Annotated in this window: 11 protein-coding genes and 1 pseudogene; 4 read left to right on the forward strand and 8 right to left on the reverse strand. The window is 69.8% G+C overall.

Annotation, left to right across the window (positions count from 1 at the left end; translation table 11 throughout):
• Nucleotides 1–53 precede the first annotated feature (53 nt).
• A complete protein-coding gene (locus OH809_RS08040; protein WP_406423067.1) occupies nt 54–800 on the reverse strand; it encodes a TetR/AcrR family transcriptional regulator in 747 nt (248 codons plus the stop codon).
• Between the two features lie 382 nt (nt 801–1,182).
• On the opposite strand from OH809_RS08040, the gene OH809_RS08045 reads away from it, so the two are divergent.
• Together OH809_RS08045 and OH809_RS08050 are read left to right on the forward strand one after the other, a co-directional pair.
• Nucleotides 1,183–2,637 (forward strand): purine-cytosine permease family protein, encoded by a 1,455-nt coding sequence (locus OH809_RS08045; protein ID WP_406423066.1) that lies wholly within the window; start codon nt 1,183–1,185, stop codon nt 2,635–2,637.
• A gap of 189 nt (nt 2,638–2,826) precedes the next feature.
• Nucleotides 2,827–3,951, forward strand: coding sequence for an agmatine deiminase family protein (locus OH809_RS08050; protein ID WP_406423065.1), 1,125 nt, complete (start codon nt 2,827–2,829; stop codon nt 3,949–3,951).
• Between the two features lie 227 nt (nt 3,952–4,178).
• On the opposite strand, the gene OH809_RS08055 is transcribed toward OH809_RS08050, so the two are convergent.
• The 5 genes from OH809_RS08055 to OH809_RS08075 all read right to left on the reverse strand — a co-directional run bounded on the left by OH809_RS08055 (nt 4,179) and on the right by OH809_RS08075 (nt 10,347).
• Complete coding sequence (locus OH809_RS08055) at nt 4,179–5,192, reverse strand: TIGR03842 family LLM class F420-dependent oxidoreductase (protein WP_406423064.1); 1,014 nt, start codon at nt 5,190–5,192, stop codon at nt 4,179–4,181.
• A gap of 45 nt (nt 5,193–5,237) precedes the next feature.
• Nucleotides 5,238–6,638 (reverse strand): dihydropyrimidinase, encoded by a 1,401-nt coding sequence (gene hydA / locus OH809_RS08060; RefSeq protein ID WP_406423063.1) that lies wholly within the window; start codon nt 6,636–6,638, stop codon nt 5,238–5,240.
• 800 nt (nt 6,639–7,438) lie between these two features.
• Nucleotides 7,439–8,722, reverse strand: coding sequence for an aspartate aminotransferase family protein (locus OH809_RS08065; RefSeq protein ID WP_406423062.1), 1,284 nt, complete (start codon nt 8,720–8,722; stop codon nt 7,439–7,441).
• Nucleotides 8,719–9,561, reverse strand: a complete 843-nt coding sequence (locus OH809_RS08070) for a nitrilase-related carbon-nitrogen hydrolase (RefSeq protein WP_406423061.1) — start codon at nt 9,559–9,561, stop codon at nt 8,719–8,721. Before OH809_RS08070 ends, OH809_RS08065 begins: the two co-directional genes overlap by 4 nt.
• A 513-nt stretch (nt 9,562–10,074) precedes the next feature.
• On the reverse strand, nt 10,075–10,347 hold the full coding sequence (locus OH809_RS08075) for a helix-turn-helix domain-containing protein (RefSeq protein WP_406423060.1): 273 nt from the start codon (nt 10,345–10,347) through the stop codon (nt 10,075–10,077).
• 75 nt (nt 10,348–10,422) lie between these two features.
• Between OH809_RS08075 and map the strand changes: the two genes are divergently transcribed.
• Nucleotides 10,423–11,190: a type I methionyl aminopeptidase gene (gene map, locus OH809_RS08080; protein ID WP_406423059.1), complete on the forward strand. Its 768-nt coding sequence runs from the start codon at nt 10,423–10,425 to the stop codon at nt 11,188–11,190.
• 103 nt (nt 11,191–11,293) lie between these two features.
• On the opposite strand, the gene ggt is transcribed toward map, so the two are convergent.
• Nucleotides 11,294–13,096 (reverse strand): gamma-glutamyltransferase, encoded by a 1,803-nt coding sequence (gene ggt / locus OH809_RS08085; protein WP_406423058.1) that lies wholly within the window; start codon nt 13,094–13,096, stop codon nt 11,294–11,296.
• 116 nt (nt 13,097–13,212) lie between these two features.
• Entirely contained in the window at nt 13,213–15,066 is a 1,854-nt protein-coding gene (locus OH809_RS08090) for a serine/threonine-protein kinase (protein ID WP_406423057.1), read from the reverse strand.
• Between the two features lie 155 nt (nt 15,067–15,221).
• On the opposite strand from OH809_RS08090, the pseudogene OH809_RS08095 reads away from it, so the two are divergent.
• Nucleotides 15,222–15,401 (forward strand): annotated as a pseudogene (locus OH809_RS08095) (IS630 family transposase); the annotation flags it as partial.
• Nucleotides 15,402–15,404: the final 3 nt, after the last annotated feature.

Raw genomic sequence — 15,404 nt, forward strand, 5'->3', positions numbered from 1 at the left:
CCGATGCCGTCGGCGCGCAGGCCGGGCGAATGCCCCGCTGGGTCCGGCGTCGTTCAGGGGCGGGCCGGGGCGCGTGGGGCGCGGCGGCGGCGGGGGGTGGCGCGTTGGGGCGTCAGGTCGACGGATGGTGTGCCGGGGTCGGGCAGGGGCAGGAAGGGCAGGTCGCCGTCGTAGTGGACGGCAAGGGTGATCTGGCCGGCGGCGAGGCGGCGGGCGTCGGCCAGGCCGAGCGTGGACGTGGACGTCTCGGTGATCAGCCGGGTGGTGAGGCCGTCGAGCAGTGCGAGGGCGACGGTGGCCACGTCGGCGGGGTCGCAGTCACGGAAGTCTCCCGAGTGCAGCCCGTCTTCGACCACCGCGGCGAGCGGGCGCAGCATGCGTGCGCGGAACTCGGTGAGTGTGGCCGCAAGTTCGGGTGATCCGGAGGAGCGGATCTCCAGTTCGGCCCACAGACGGCATTCGAGGACGTCGTCATGGGTGAGCGGGAGTCCGAAGTCGATGAGGTCGGCCAGCCGTTGGGGCGGGGTGTCGCGGTCGGCGTGTCGGGTGCGGCCCGGGAGGCGGGCTTCGGCTCGGGTGAGGGAGTGCGCGAGCGCGCCGGTCAGCAGCCGGTCGCGGCCGGTGAAGTGGTAATGCACCAGCGCGCTTGAAACACCGGCGCGGGCGGCGATGTCGGCGATGCGAACGCCGTCGAAGCCGTCCCGGGCGATCAGCTCGACGGCGGCCTGCAGGATGCCCTCCCGCGCGCCGCCGACGGAGTCCGCTGCCACGTCGTCGGTCCTGGTTTCCTGCTCGGTCACGACATCGATCCTGTCACAGCTCTTGTCCTCGGTCTCTAGCTGACCTTAAAGTCAGCCACCTGCTTCTGACTTTAACATCAGGGAACGCGAGCAGGGCAACACTCAGGAGTCGCAATGGCCCGATGTTCGACCCGGCGGCTTGTGCCGGACGCGGGTGACGTGGAGATGTTCGCGGGCGACATCGAGGCGATCGAAGACCCGTCGCGACGATCACGGCGTTCCGCGCCGTCCCGATCATGCTGAGCGGCGACCACACCGCGTTCCCGGGCGACCGCATCCACGCTGGCCCCCGGTACGACACGACCGCACCACCAGCACTGCAACGCCCCCCGGACCGGACCCCCCCTTAGCCCGTTCGCCCCGCATGAACCGGAGGACCCCCGTGACCACCACTGAACCCACCAGAACCGCGACCGATCAAGCGCCGCCACCCACCTCCCCCGACGCGGCGCACATCGAGACCCGCGGCATCGACTACATCCCCGACGACGAGCGCCACGGCCGCCCCCGCGACCTGCTCTTCGTCTGGGCCGCAGCCAACGTGAACTACCTGTCCGTCGTCCTGGGCGGCACCCTGGTCCTCCTCGGGCTCAACACCTGGCAGGCGCTGATCGTCGTCGTCCTGGGCAACCTGTTCTGGGCGTTCAACGGCATCCTCGCCATCAGCGGCCCGGTCGCCGGCACCCCCTCCAGCGTCCAGACCCGCGCCATCTTCGGCATCCGCGGCAACCGCGTATCGACGGTGATCACGAACTGGTCGGTGTGCGTGGCGTACGAGGCCATCAACCTCGCCATGGGCGCACTCGCCAGCTTCGCACTCCTCGACCAACTCGGCGTCGCGGTCACCACCGCGACCCGCTGGGCCGTCGTCCTGGTACTGGCGATCCTCACCATCGTGGTCAGCGTCTACGGCCACGCCCTCATCCTGCGCCTGAGCCCGGCGTTCACCTGGATGCTGACCATCACCCTGACCGTGCTCGCCGGCTTCGTCGTCGCCCACGCCGAGCCCGGACGGCAGCCCGAGGGCGCCCCGCACGGCGGCGGCCTGCTCGCGATGGCGCTGCTCGGCTTCGCCATCATCGCTTCCAACCCGCTGTCCTGGGGCACTGGCGCCGACTACGCCCGCTACCTGCCCGCCGACTCCTCACCGCGCGCAGTGGCCGGATGGACCGCACTGGGCGGGTTCGTCCCCTCGGTCCTGCTCGGCGCGGTCGGCGTCCTCGCCGGGACCGCCGTCGACATGACCGATCCCCAGGTCTCCCTGGAAGAGATCGTGCCGGGCTGGTTCTACCCGCTGTTCCTGCTCGCGATCGTCATCGGCTCGGTCGCCGGCAACATCCTCACCATGTACAGCTCCGGCCTCGCCCTGCAGGCCGTCGGTCTGCCGATCCGCCAGTGGGCCGCCGTCCTGCTCGACGGCGTCGCCGGCGTCGCCATCACCGCGTATGCCCTGTTCGTCACCGACTTCATCGACGCCCTCAGCCAGATCCTCGAAATCACCGTCGCTGTCCTCGGCCCCGGCCTGGCCATCAGCGTCACGGACCTCATCCTGCGCCGCAACCGCTACCGCGGTCCCGGACTGCACAACGAAACCCCCACCAGCGCCTACTGGTACCACGGGGGCGTCAACATGGCCGGCATCACCGCGCAGATCCTCGGCACCGCCGCCGCGCTGCTGTGCATCAACTCCACGAACTTCCAGGGACCCCTCGCCGATGTACTCGGAGGAGCGGACCTGTCCGCACTGGTCGGCCCAGTCATCGGCGCAGGACTGTACGCGGCGCTGTTCAAGCGGCTGTACCCGACCCAACTCGCCACGGCCCGAGCCGACGCGTAACCCCGCGCGGGGACCGAGCCGCGCCCGGTCCCGGTCCCGGTGTCCACGATCGTCCCGGCGGGCCGGACGAACAGGCACGAAGCACACGTACCAAACGCACCTGATCCGGCACTCCCCCGGCAGGAGCGAGTCCGGGATGGGCTGCAGAGCACGCGCATCATGTCCACACTTCGGAAGAGGATTGATCAGATGCCAACACCAGCGATGTCCAGGCGCAGCTTCGGCGCCGTCGCCCTGATGGCTGCATCGACTGTCGCACTCGGCGGCCGGGCGGCCGCCGCGATCGACACTGCGCCCGTCACGCAACGCTACGCGGTGCCGGGCGAGTTCGAACCGCACGCCGGCACCATCATGGCCTGGCCGCACGAGACCGGCGGCGCCGGCTGGAGCGGGCACATGCTCGAGGCCCAGGCCGAAATAGCCGGACTCGCCAGGGCTGTCGCCAGGTTCGAACGCGTCATCATGGTCGCCCACCCAGGTACGGCCGACGACGCCCGAGCACAGTGCGGGCCGACCGTCGAGGTCACCGAATACGACGTCTGGGACTGCTGGACGCGGGACAACGGCCCGATCTTCACCGTCAACACCTCACGCACCGCGATGATCGGGCTCGACTTCGTCTTCAACGGGTGGGGCAACAAGTACGCATACGGCAACGACGACAACCTGCCCATTGGTGTCTGCGACTACCTGGGCGTCCCCCGCAAGCCGATCGACATGGTGCTGGAAGGCGGCTCGGTCATCCAGGACGGGCAAGGCACCCTCATCGTCACCGAGGAATGCCTGCTCAATCCCAACCGCAACCCCACCATGAGCAAGGCCCAGATCGAGAGCACCCTGCTCGAAGCGTACGGAGCACAAAAAGTGATCTGGCTCCCCTACGGCCTCGACGGGGACTACGACACCGACGGACACGTCGACCTGTGCGCCTCGTACGTCGGACCGGCCAAGCTGCTGATCCTCACCCATCCCGGCACCGGCAGCCCGAACGAGCAGCGCATGGCAGCCAACAAGGCGGTGCTCCAGGCAAGCACGGACGCCCGCGGCCGCAGATTCGAACTCACCGAGATCCACGCCCAGCCCCGATGGTTCGACTCAAGCCGGAACGTCGTCGTCTTCAGCTACACCAACCACTACCCCGTCAACGGCGGAGTGATCGTCCCGCTCGCCGGGGTGCCCGAGGACAGCACGGCCCTGAGCATCATCGGCAGCCTGTATCCCGGCCGCGAGGTGGTGGGCGTATCGGCCCGCACCCTCGCCTGGAACGGCGGCCAACTGCACTGCGTCACCCAGCAGATCCCGCGAATCGGCTGACAGAAACCTCGACTCCTGCCTCACCCGACCGGCACCAGCGGCGCGTGCTGGTCGGGTGCGTCGTCGAGGACCTGGCCGTTGACGGCCTACTCAATGACGGTGAGCTACTCGGTGATAAGAGCCGTGACGTGCGCGAAGCCGAAGCGGGGCCGGTCGGGCTCGACAAGGGAGCCCTGCTGGCGAGCGTGCTCCTTTGACAGGCTCGAATTCGACATCTGCGACGGCCATCAGCGGAAAGCCGGGATGATGTCGGTGCCGTAGGCGTCGATGGTGCCCTCGCGGTTGTCGTGCATGTCGTAGACGGCGAACTGGTCGACCCCGAGGTCCTTCAGGTTACGCAGCTTGTCGATGTGGGCCTCTGCGGGGCCGAGGAGGCAGAAGCGGTCGATGATCTCGTCGGGGACGAAGGTGGTGTCGGGGTTGTCGGCGCGGCCGTGGTGGGAGTAGTCGTAGCCCTGCCGGTCCTTGATGTACGCGGTGAGCTCCTCGGGGACCATCGAGGAGTGCTCGCCGTACTTGGCGACGAGATCGGCGACGTGGTTGCCGACCATGCCGCCGAACCAGCGGCACTGGTCGCGGGCGTGCGCCAGCGCCTGCGGGGAGTCGTCGGCGGTGACGTAGGCGGGGGCGGCGACGCAGATCGTCAGGGCGTCGGGGTCGCGGCCGGCGTCGGCGGCGGCCTGCCGGACCGCCTTGACCATCCACTCGGTCAGGAAGGGGTCCGCGAGCTGGAGGATGAACCCGTCGGCCTTCTGCCCGGCGAGGGCGAGCGCCTTGGGTCCGTACGCCGCCATCCACACGGGCAGCTTCCCGTTCTTGATCCACGGGATCCGGATCGGGCTGCCGTCGACCTCGGCCTCCCTCCCCTCCGCCAGGTCACGGATGACCTCGATGGCCTCGCCCAGCCGGGCCAGGGTGTTGGGCTTGCGGCCGGCGACGCGCATGGCCGAGTCGCCACGCCCGATGCCGCAGACGGTCCGGTTGCCGTACATGTCGTTGAGGGTGGCGAACGTGGAGGCCGTCACCTCCCAGGTCCTCGTTCCCGGGTTGGTGACCATCGTGCCCACGTGGAGCTTGGTGGTGTTGGCGAGGATCTGGCTGTAGATGACGAAGGGTTCCTGCCACAACACGGCGGAGTCGAAGGTCCAGCCGTAACGGAAGCCGTTGCGCTCAGCCCGGCGCATCAGGCCGACGACCTGCGAGGCGGGCGGGTCGGTCTGCAGGACGAGTCCGAAGTCCACGCGGGACCTCCAAGTTCAAGTCGGTGCGGTGAGGTCCGGGGTGGTTCAGCCCAGGTACTGGCAGGTGGAGCGCGGGATGAAGGTGCCGTGGCCAGCGTGGCCGACGTATTTGCGGTGGTCGATGACGACCTCGCCGCGGGAGAGGACAGTGTCGACCTGGCCGGTGACCGTCTTCCCCTCGTACGCGGAGTAGTCGACGTTCATGTGGTGGGTCCCGGCCGACAGGGTCTGGGTGGCGTGCGGGTCGTAGATGACGATGTCCGCGTCCGAGCCCGGGGTGATCGTGCCCTTCTGCGGGTAGAGGCCGAACATCCGGGCCGGAGTCGCGCAGGCGATCTCGATCCACCGGCGTCGCGAGATATGCCCGTCGACGACCGCCTGGTGGAGGAGGTCCATGCGGTTCTCCACCCCGGGCAGGCCGTTGGGGATCTTCGAGAAGTCGCCCCGGCCCAGCTCCTTCTGGCCCACGAAACAGAACGGGCAGTGGTCGGTGGACACCACCTGGAGGTCGTTCGTCCGCAGCCCCCGCCACAGGGCCGCCTGGTGCTCCTTCGGGCGGAGCGGGGTCGAGCAGACGTACTTGGCGCCCTCGAAGTCCGGCTCGGCGAGGTTGTCGGTGGAGAGGAACAGGTACTGCGGACAGGTCTCGCCGAAGACCGGAAGTCCCTTGTGGCGGGCGGCCGCCAGCTCGGCGACGGCCTCGTCGGCGGAGACGTGCACGATGTACAACGGGGATCCGGCGACACGGGCGAGCTGGATGGCACGGTGAGTGGCCTCGGCCTCCAGCGCCACCTTGCGGACGTCGCCGTGGTAGCGCGGGTCGGTGCGGCCCGCGGCCAGTGCCTGTTCGACGAGGACGTCGATCGCGATGCCGTTCTCGGCGTGCATCATGATCAGCCCGCCGTTCCCTGCGGCCCGTTGCATGGCGCGCAGGATCTGGCCGTCGTCGCTGTAGAAGACACCGGGGTACGCCATGAACAGCTTGAAGGACGTGACGCCCTCCGAGACGAGGAGGTCCATCTCCTTGAGCGAGGACTCGTTCACATCGGAGAGGATCATGTGGAAGGCGTAGTCGATGGCGCAGTTGCCGTCGGCCTTCGCGTACCAGGCGTCGAGTCCTTCGCGGACCGCGCGCCCCACGGTCTGGATGGCGAAGTCGACGATCGTGGTGGTGCCGCCCCAGGCGGCAGCCCTGGTCCCGGTCTCGAAGGTGTCGGCGGCGTAGGTGCCGCCGAAGGGCATCTCCATGTGCGTGTGCGCGTCGACACCGCCCGGGATGACGTACTTGCCGGTGGCGTCGATGGTCCGGTCGGCGGTCCAGCCCGTGGCCGCGTCGGTGCCGTGCGCGGCGAGCGCGGCGATGCGGCCACCCTCGATGAGTACGTCGGCGTGGAGTTCGTCGGACGCGGTGACGACGAGGCCGCCGTGGATGACGGTGCGGCTCATGTACCCCTCCTCACTCTGGCGGAATGGGTCTACGCACGTAGACAAGGTGCGTGGTGAAGAACGTAGAAGTGGGTTACCCACTGTGGCAATACCGCTGCGGCCAACCGCTGAAAACGTTTCCGTTTCCGGGCATGGCGTACCCCGTCGGCCCAAAGCCGGCGCCACGTCATGTCGTATACATCGGTACGGGGACGGGACGGCAGGTGAGCCGTCCGGCACGGCCGGCCGCCTCCGGGTGAGCGCATGCACGTCCCTCGCCGCCACGGTCCTCGGCGGCCGGGCCGTACCGAACCTTGAACAAATAACTCCTCGAACGCGAGTCGCGGGGGAGACAATCCTGGCTCGGCAGTGGGTCGCCGTGCGGACGTCGGCCGCTGCCCCGCCCGACGGTGGGCGTGCCGACGATCGACGCGGGTTGCCCCCCGCCCCTGGCGGTCTTGCGCACCGTGACCGTGCAGCCGGGAGCGACGCCGGTCACGATCCCCCACCAGCGCGAGGCGAGGCAGTCCATGCCGTAGTCGCGTCGCCGTCATGCGGCCGATCGCGACTGCCCGGTCACACCACGCCCACGCCACTTGACCTCAAATGAACCCGCCCGGTCGGCCGGGCTGACCGAGCCACCCCGACCGACCGGCCGGACCCCGCGCCTCCGCGGGGTCCGGCCGCGCTCCTCCCCCGCCGGGTCACCGTGTCAGTGCGCGTCTGCGGGCCCCCGGGCGCAGCTCCTGAACCGGTGGGCGGGGGCGTGGTGGCGGTCCAGTCGCACAGGCACGACCGGCCCGCCGGCACACACCCTCGCCTCACCCCACCGCGTGCAGTGCGGCGGCGAGGATCTCCGCGCCCTCCTCCGCCTCGGCGATGGACAGCGACAGCGGCGGGGCGATCCGGAGCACGCTGGTGTTGTGTCCGCCCCCCTTGCCGATGAGCAGCCCGCCCTCGCGTGCCGCTTCGAGCACCGCGGTTGCCGCCTCCGGGTTGGCCTCGTCGGTGCCGGGCTTCACCAGCTCGATGCCGATCATCAGGCCCCGGCCGCGCACCTCCCGTACGCACTCCGAGCCCGCGACGATCGCCCGCAGCCGCTCGATGAGCAGTCCGCCGACGCGTCGCGCGTTGCGCTGGAGGTCGTGCTCCAGGAGGTACGAGAGGTTGGCGAGGCCGGCAGCCATGGTGACCGGCGAGCCGCCGAACGTCGAAATGGAGTTGGCGTCCAGGCAGTTCATGACGTCGGCGCGGGCCACGACGCCGCCGATCGACATGCCGTTGCCGATGCCCTTGGCGAAGGTGAGGATGTCCGGCGGGCCGTTCCGGTCGTGTGCCTGCCAGCCCCAGAAGTGTTCGCCGGTACGGCCCCAGCCGGTCTGCACCTCGTCGGAGATCCACAGGATGCCGTGCCGGCTCAGCACTTCGCGGAACGCCGCGAACAGGCCGTCGGGCGGGGAGGTGAATCCGCCGACACCCTGGATGGGTTCGGCGATCAGCGCAGCGGCGTCACGGGTGTGCCCGAGCAGATCCTCCAGGTCGGCCACGCACGCCTTGATGAACTGTGCGTCGCTGAGTTCCGCGTACGGGCCGCGGGTCCGGACCCCGCCGTGGATGTACAGCGTCTGCAGCGGGGACAGACTCGTCGGCGACCAGGCCTTGTTGCCGGTGATGGCGACGGCCGAGAACGACCTGCCGTGGTAGCTGTTGCGCATCGCGAGGATCTGGTTCGACCTGCGGTACGTGGTGGCGAGCAGCAGCGCCGTGTCGTTGGCCTCGGTGCCCGAAGTGGTGAAGAAGACCCGGGCGTCGGGGATGCCGGAGAGTGTGGCGATGCGCTCGGCGAGTTCGACCATCGGCCGGTTGAGGTACAGCGTCGAGGTGTGGATGATCCGCCCGGCCTGCTCGGTGACCGCCTTCGTCACCTCGGGCAGCGCGTGAGCGGTCATCGTGGTGAGGATGCCGCCGAAGAAGTCGAGGTAGCGGTTGCCGTCCGCGTCCCACACATGGCGGCCCTCGCCGTGGGTGAGCTCCAGGGGGTGCCGGTAGTAGAGCGCGAGCCATTCGGGGCTGACGGCGAGGTGGCGGTGGTGGAGACTGCTCACGGCTCCACCAGTCCCTCGTACGCGTCGGGGCGGCGGTCCCGGTAGAACGCCCACTGCTGGCGCACTTCCTCGATGAGACCGAAGTCGAGGTCGCGGACGAGGAGTTCCTCCTCCTTGTCGCTGGCCACCTCCCCGACGAACTGGCCGCGCGGGTCGACGAAGTAACTGGTTCCGTAGAAGTCGTTGTCGCCGTACTCCTCCTGGCCGACGCGGTTGATCGCGGCGACGAAGTACTCGTTGGCCACGGCGGACGCGGGCTGTTCCAGCTGCCAGAGGTAGCTGGAGAGGCCGCGCGAGGTCGCGGACGGGTTGTACACCAACTGGGCCCCGTTAAGCCCGAGTTGACGCCAGCCCTCGGGGAAGTGCCGGTCGTAGCAGATATAGACACCGACCTTGCCGACGGCGGTGTCGAAGACCGGCCAGCCGGCATTTCCGGGCTTGAAGTAGTACTTCTCCCAGAACCCCTTGACCTGCGGGATGTGGTGCTTGCGGTACTTGCCAAGGTACGAGCCGTCGGCGTCGATCACCGCGGCGGTGTTGAAGTAGAAGCCGGACTGCTCGATCTCGAAGACCGGCACGACGATCACCATGCCCGTCTCGCGGGCGAGCTCCCGCATCCGCCGGACGGTCGGCCCGTCCGGGACGGCCTCGGCCCAGCGGTAGTGTTCGGGCTCCTGCACCTGGCAGAAGTAGGGGGCGTTGAACACCTCCTGGAAGCCGATGATCTTCGCCCCCTGCCGGGCGGCCTCGCGAGCATGTTCCTCATGCTTGGCGATCATGGATTCGGTGTCGCCGGTCCAGGTCGCCTGGACGAGTGCGGCGCGTACGACGTGGGACATGAGCTGCTCCTTCGACGCGGCGTCAGAGAGCCTCTACGCGTTTTCTACGCACGTAGATTCGGTACACAGGAGGAGAACGTAAGCCCCGCCACACGGCGGGGCAAGACCATCGCCGTGAACCGGCCGAGTCGATCATGTTTCGCACCCGTGCGGTTCACACTCTCTCCTCCCTCCCCAGGGGAGAGCAGATGCCACGCCGACAGATCCCGCCCGGCAGGAAGCAGGTACGGGTGATCGGCTCGTGGACAGTGCTCCACGCCGTGGCCGTGGTGCTCGTCGTAACGGTGTTCAAGGACAGCGCCCTGCCGGCCGTCGCCGCCCCGGTCTCCGCCGGCGCCTCCTCGACGTGCTGCGGGCCATCGCCGGGCTGGAGATCGTCGACAGGTTTCCGCGGGTCAGCCGGGCGCACCCGCGATGCCCGCGACCGGACGCGTATGCCTCGCGCGCGCTCACCAGCTCCGGAAGATGCTCCCGGGTCCGCGCGCAGGCCGTGTCGAGCGGCGCCACCCGGTGCTACCCGGCCAGCCAGACGGCCGCGTCCGGTTCCTCGGCGCAGCGGATCAGCAGATCGTCCATGGAGAGGCCGAGCGCGCCGGCCAGTGCCGCAACGGTGAAGAACGCGGGGGTCGGGGCGCGACCGGTCTCGATCTTGCGCAGCGTCTCGGCGGAGATTCCGGCGCTCGCGGCGATCTCAACCATGCTGCGCGCGCCTCGCGCCTCGCGGAGCAGACGACCGAGCCGTTCGCCGCGAAGGCGCTCTTGCGGAGTGAGAGGCGTTCGTACCATGCCGCCATTCTACTGCCACCGTTATTCTCATACCGCCGTTATTCTCATACCGCTTCGATCGGTATAGTAATTGGCATGGTGCAACTCAAGACGGATACATCCATAGAGGCGATGCGCGAGGCCGGGCGGGTCGTGGCCCAGCTCCTGACAGCCGTACGGGAAGCGGCGGCGGTCGGTGTGTCGCTGCGCGAACTCGACGAGGTGGCGCGCGGAGTACTGCGCGAGGCGGGCGCCGGGTCGCCGTTCCTGAACTACCGGCCGCACTTCGCACCCACCCCGTTCCCCGCGGTGATCTGCGCGTCCGTCAACGACGCGATCGTGCACGGCATCCCGACCGACCAGCGGCTGCGCGACGGCGATCTGGTGAGCATCGACGCGGGCGCGACGCTCGGCGGCTGGGTCGGCGACTCGGCCGTCAGCTTCACCGTCGGCCGCGCCCGGCCCGCGGACACCCGGCTGATCGACACGGCGTTCGCCGCACTGGACGCGGGGATCGCGGCGGCGGTCGTCGGCAACCGGATCGGGGACATCGCACACGCGATCGGAACGGTCTGCCGGACGGCCGGATACGGCATTCCGGAAGGGTTCGGCGGCCACGGCGTGGGCCGCTCCATGCACGAGGACCCGGCCGTCCCCAACGAGGGACGACCGGGCCGTGGCATGCCGTTGCGGCACGGAATGGTGCTGGCGATCGAGCCGATGCTGATCGGCAGCGGGCATGACGCGTTCCATCCGGACCGGGACGGCTGGACGCTGCGCACCTCCGACGGCAGCCGGGCGGCGCACGCCGAGCACACGGTGGCGATCACGGACGAGGGGCCCCGCGTCCTCACCGCCCTCTGAACAACCCGTACCCATGCCCCCGTCACGGCCACAGGGCCGGTCCGTTGCCGCCTGCCGGCCCCGAACCAGCCCCGTGGCTCATTTTATTGACGCATGATCAGCTTCAGTCGCTCGGCGTCACGACCATCGCGGATCCGCCGCCGCGCCGCACCTTCTCCGCCGCCGCGAGCCACCTCCCGTCCGGCAGCCGCTGCACACCGGTGGCCGCCCCGATCTCCGGGTTCAGCTTGAAGGCATGGCCGAGCGACTCCAGTTCCGCCCGCAGCGGACTGTTCCACAGTGCGGGTTCGAGCTCGGTCGTCGGTGAGTTGCGCTGACTGGCGCGTGGCGCCGCGATCGCATCGACGAGCGGAAGACCGCGGTCGACCGTGCCGATGAGTGACTGCAGCACCGTGGTGATGATCGTCGCGCCGCCCGGCGACCCCAGGGCCAGTACCGGCTGCCCGTGCTTCAGCACGATCGTCGGCGAGATCGACGACCGCGGCCGCTTGCCCGGACCGGGCAGATTCGGTTCGTGCACCGCCGGGTTGGCGGGCGCGAACGAGAAGTCCGTCAGCTCGTTGTTGAGCAGATAGCCGCGCCCCGGAACCGTGATGGCGCTGCCGCCGGTCTGCTCGATGGTCAGGGTGTACGCGACGACGTTGCCCCACTTGTCGGCGGCCGTCAGATGTGTGGTGTTCTCCCCCTCGTACGTCGTCGGGGCGGCCGTTCCACGGTTCGCACAGTCGGCTGGATGGCGCGGGTCGCCGGGGGCGAGCGGGCTGGTCAGCACCGCGTCGTCCTTGATCAGGCACTCCCTCGAGTCGGCGAACCGCTGACTCAGCAGTCCGCGCGTCGGTACGTCCTCGAAGGCCGGGTCGCCGACCCACCGCCCGCGGTCCGCGAACGCGATCCGGCTCGCCTCGATGTAGCGGTGCAGATACTGGGCCTCGCTCGCCCGCGAAAGATCAGTGTTCTCAAGGATGTTGAGCGCCTCGCCCACGCTCGTACCACCGGACGAGGACGGCGCGATGCCGTACACGTCGAGCCCCCGGTAGCCGACCTTGGTCGGGGCCTGCCGCAGGGCACGGTAGGAGCGCAGGTCCTTCGCCGTGAGATCACCGGGGCGCACGACCCGGCTCGCCTTCGGGTCGACGGGCGGCTTGCGGACGGTCCGGACGACGTCGTCGGCCAGGTCGCCGCGGTACAGCTCGTCGATGCCGTCGCGGCCCACCTTCTCGTACGTACGCGCAAGGTCGGGGTTCTTGAAGACGGAGCCGACCACGGGCAGTTGCCCGCCCGGCAGGAAGAGCTTCGCGGTGTCCGGGAAGTCGGCGAACCGGGCCTGGTTCCCCTCGGTCTGCGAACGGAATGTGGAGTCGACGACGAAGCCGTCCCTGGCGAGCCGCTCGGCCGGCTTCAGCAGCCCGCTCAATGGCTTGCTGCCCCAGGCGTCGAGCGCGGTGGCCCAGGTGGCCGGGGTACCGGGCGTGCCGACGCCCAGACCACTGGTGACGGCGTCCGTGAAGGCGAGGGGCTTGCCGTCCTCCAGGAAGAGGGAGGAGTCCGCGCTGCGCGGCGCGGTCTCGCGGCCGTCGATGGTCTCCACGGTGTGCTTTTTGGCGTTGTAGTAGACGAAGTAGCCACCCCCGCCCAGGCCCGCCGAGTACGGCTCCGTCACGCCGAGCGCTGCCGCGGTCGCCACGGCGGCGTCCACGGCGTTGCCGCCCTTGCGGAGCACCTCGATCCCGGCGGCCGTGGCGTCCGCGTCGACGCTGGCGACGGCGCCGCCGTAGCCCACGGCGACGGGCGACTTGGGGGGCGGCGATATCGGCGGTGTGGACGAGGGCGGTGCGGCCGCCCCGACCGAGACGACAGCAGCGAGAACACCCAACAATGACACATTCCGCGCGACGGAACGTCGCATGCGCACCTCCAGTGAAGGATCGTCCGCGCAGGGTACTCCGCCTCCTACGTCTCGTCAGGACAGGCAGCCCTCGTGAGCAGGCGGCCGGGGCGCGGGCGACCACCGCGAACGGCGCCTCACCTCATGCGGTGGAGTGTGGTGGTGAGCGACTCCGAGAAGGAGGACCGCACGAGGACGTTGGGGTCCCGGTCAACCAGTTGGTAGTCGTAGGTGCCCCGCGACGCCTGACACTTCGGCGCGCGGGCGACCGGTTGAGCGCCGGTCGTCCGCAGCACCCCGTCCTCGTAGGAGAGAAGGGCGGCCTCCCAGCGGCACGTACGGGCGCCTGCGACCAGTTCACCGGTGACCGAGACCAACCCGAGTCCGCCTTCACCAAAGGTGATCCGCAGTCCGTTCCCGTCCTGCCAGACCCCGCGCATCACGGCGGGCACCTGCACGGCTCCCGGCTCCACGTACTCCACGTCGGTCGAGGTGCTGCCCTCCACCCAGGCCATCGAGCCGTCCGGCCCGGCTTCCAGGCGCATGCTGCGCGGCACTCCGCAGGTCCGTGCCGGGCCCGAGCCGGCCGCCCCCATCGTGAACTCGGAGAGCACCAGCGCCTTCTCACTCCTGGACGTGGCGACCGCGCTGCCCCGGCAGATGCCGTCACCCGTGGCCGCCACGACCTGTACCCCGTGCGCGGAGGTGATACGCCGGGGTATGTCCAGGCGCATCACGAACAGGGGAACGTCCTCGCCGCGCCCCGTCATCCACGCCCCCGAGAAGTCGGTGCCCGGGCCGGCCGCGTCGAGGGTGTGCTCCCGGGGGGAGTCCTCCCCGCCCCAGAGGCCGTACGCACCTGCTACTGCCACCAGTACCCCGGCGGTCAGCACGGCGGCCACGACGCGCCCGTGCCGGCGCTTCGGCGCGGGCTCCCGGGTGACGGCCGTGCGTGTTCCGCACTCGGCGGGCGGGGAGGAGAGGTGCACCACGCCCGGTTCCGGCCCCATGTCCCGGTTCGCGGACGGCTCGGACGTGTGGACGGAGAGCACCGCCGGGCCGGGGCCCGCCCGATCCTCATCGCGTGAGGCCACGGCAGGGACCGGCTCCGCCGCGAACCGGTGCACCCGGGCGAGCAGGGACGGCGGCAGCCACGCACCCTCGGGTGCGGTCCGTGTCCGCTCGACGACCTGCGTCGTGCTCGGCCGCTCCGCCGGATCCTTCGCCAGGCAGTCCCTCACCAGGTCGGCCACCGACTCCGGAATCCCGGTGAGGTCCGGCTCCTCGTAGGCGATACGGAAGAGCAGGGCGTGGATCCCGGACTCCCCGTCCCCGAACGGGGTCCGGCCGGTCGCCGCGTACGCCAGGACGGAGCCCAGGGAGAACACGTCACCGGCCGTGGTGACCTGCTGGCCGCGCACCTGCTCGGGTGCCATGTACCGGGGGGAACCCGGCCCGGCACCGGTCGAGGAGAGCGTGTCGGCGTCGGTCCCCTCCAGGGCGCGGGCGATACCGAAGTCGATGACCCTGGGCCCCGCCGCGGTGAGCAGCACGTTGGACGGCTTGAGATCTCGGTGAACGATCCCCGCACGGTGGATGGCGGTGAGGGCCAGAGCCATCCGATGGGCGAGTACATGGGCGGACGCCGAGGGCAGGGGCCCGAAACCACCGTCCACCACGGCCTGCAAGGTGGGACCGGCGATGTAGGCGGTGGCGATCCACGGGGGAGTCCCGACGGTGTCCGCATCGAGGACCGGCGCCGTCCACACATGCCCGACCCGACGAGCCGCACGCACCTCACGGGCGAACCTGGCCCGGAAGGTGGGGTGTTCGGCGATCTCCGCCCTGATCGTCTTCACCGCGACCAGACCGTGGCCCGTCTCGTCACGGTGCCGCGCCAGATAGACCCGCCCCATACCTCCCGCCCCCAGCCGGCCGAGCAGCCAGTAGGGGCCGAGATGTGACGGGTCCTCGTCAGTCAGTGGTCGCATGGTGCGGAATCCTCGCACGCCAGGGACGCGGCCCGAGCGAAATCCGGCCGCGTCGGCGCAGGCTAGTGCCGGATCAGGCAACGTTTGCCCTGTCGTGATGTGACGCGCCGTCCGGGGTCCTTCTCCGGGCGGCGGGCGACGGCCACCGTGTGCGGGTGGCAGAACGAGTGTGTGTACGCGAGATCGATGATGACGAGGGTCGGCGGCTGCTGCGAATCATCCGCAGGGGCACCGGGTCGGTGGTGACCTGGCGGCGGGCCCAGATGATTCTGCTGTCCGTCCAGAGCATGCCGGTGGCGAAGATCGCCGAGGTGATGTTCACCAGCGACGACCGGACG

Source organism: Streptomyces sp. NBC_00873, from assembly GCF_045207415.1.
Classification (GTDB): Bacteria; Actinomycetota; Actinomycetes; order Streptomycetales; family Streptomycetaceae; genus Streptomyces.

Excerpts from the sequence above, each read along its gene's own strand:
- OH809_RS08050 (WP_406423065.1), top strand. The coding sequence starts at position 2,827 with ATGCCAACACCAGCGATGTCCAGGCGCAGCTTCGGCGCCGTCGCCCTG.
- hydA (WP_406423063.1), bottom strand. The coding sequence starts at position 6,638 with ATGAGCCGCACCGTCATCCACGGCGGCCTCGTCGTCACCGCGTCCGAC.
- OH809_RS08070 (WP_406423061.1), bottom strand. The coding sequence starts at position 9,561 with ATGTCCCACGTCGTACGCGCCGCACTCGTCCAGGCGACCTGGACCGGC.
- OH809_RS08075 (WP_406423060.1), bottom strand. The coding sequence starts at position 10,347 with ATGGTACGAACGCCTCTCACTCCGCAAGAGCGCCTTCGCGGCGAACGG.
- map (WP_406423059.1), top strand. The coding sequence starts at position 10,423 with ATGGTGCAACTCAAGACGGATACATCCATAGAGGCGATGCGCGAGGCC.
- ggt (WP_406423058.1), bottom strand. The coding sequence starts at position 13,096 with ATGCGACGTTCCGTCGCGCGGAATGTGTCATTGTTGGGTGTTCTCGCT.
- OH809_RS08090 (WP_406423057.1), bottom strand. The coding sequence starts at position 15,066 with ATGCGACCACTGACTGACGAGGACCCGTCACATCTCGGCCCCTACTGG.